The organism is Vibrio sp. AND4 (assembly GCF_000171815.1).
GTDB lineage: Bacteria > Pseudomonadota > Gammaproteobacteria > Enterobacterales > Vibrionaceae > Vibrio.
Genome location: NZ_ABGR01000133.1, coordinates 1 through 1125 on the forward strand (window position 1 = coordinate 1; position 1125 = coordinate 1125).

Sequence of the window (1125 nt, forward strand, 5' to 3'; positions counted from 1 at the left end):
TCAGCTCGTAGCGGTCATCAATGTGTGAAGCCACAGCCGGTAAAGCCCAAATGTTGTATGTCATCAAATTTAGGTGTTGCTCATTGTCGTCGAGAGCGAAACTATTCACCTTGTCGGTAATTCTTTGCAAATACGCCCGGAGGCATCTGGGCGATTTGAAACTCGATCATCTTCTCAAACGCTGTCAACAAAGGTGTGAAATCTTTCCCAGATTCCATCAAACTCAGCGCGTGATATCCCGCTTCGACCGTCGATAAACTGTTCTCCGATGGCGCTTTACGAATTGTATAATGACCTTGCAGATCCTCTGGTAATTTCACCGTCGGGATAGCGTGTAAGTTTGTCGATAACTGCCACATCTTATAGGCTTTCTTCCAAGTACCATCGAGTAAAATCAAACGTGTTTTTGTAACGGCAGCGCCTTTGTTGTTCCCAGACAGTATGTTGTTCGCAGATATTAAAGAGAGGCACGTCGAGTGCTCTGAAGGGTAAAGAATGAAATGTTGGTAATCCTCTTCCTCAAGCAAAGCATTTAAAACGTCACTATCCGAAAAGTCTTCTCCGATCAGACAAGTACAGTGATTTAGGCTCAAATTGAGAATCCGTGCCGTACCAAGAGGACGATGTTCTTCACTCGTGTGCTGAAGGATGATAAGTTCAACCTCGTTTGCTAGCGGTACAATCCAATGGCAAATACAAGCTTTGCGCGATTTTCCACACTGAGAACAATAACGAGACATAGAGTGAACCTTTATACATTGCTGAGCATCATCAGCGTTATCTGTTTAATACTGCAATTCGAACCCATGGCGAGCTTAACCGAATGGCACGCTTACAATATACGCCATGGCGAATGGTGGCGGATCGTAACAGGAAATCTCACGCATACCAACTTTGCTCACCTCGGTATGAATCTCGCTGGTTTATGGGTAATCGGCTTCATTTTCCGCCCTACTGTGCGCAACTTTCTTATTGTGTTCATTGTCCTGTGCGCCTTCGTTGGTGCAATGAACTTATTCACCAACATGTCAATTTATGTTGGCTTGTCGGGAGTATTACATGGGTTATTCGGTTTCTGGGCGCTGGCTGAGGTTTTTGACGGCAGAAGAAGCAGTTTAGTATTAG

Annotated in this window: 2 protein-coding genes; one reads left to right on the forward strand and one right to left on the reverse strand. The window is 44.8% G+C overall.

Annotated elements, in window-relative coordinates:
* Positions 1-101 precede the first annotated feature (101 nt).
* Entirely contained in the window at positions 102-740 is a 639-nt protein-coding gene (locus tag AND4_RS19210) for a DTW domain-containing protein (protein WP_009844656.1), read from the reverse strand.
* A gap of 3 nt (positions 741-743) precedes the next feature.
* On the opposite strand from AND4_RS19210, the gene rrtA reads away from it, so the two are divergent.
* On the forward strand, positions 744-1125 hold a 382-nt coding region (gene rrtA / locus AND4_RS19810), incomplete at its 3' end, for a rhombosortase (protein ID WP_009844657.1).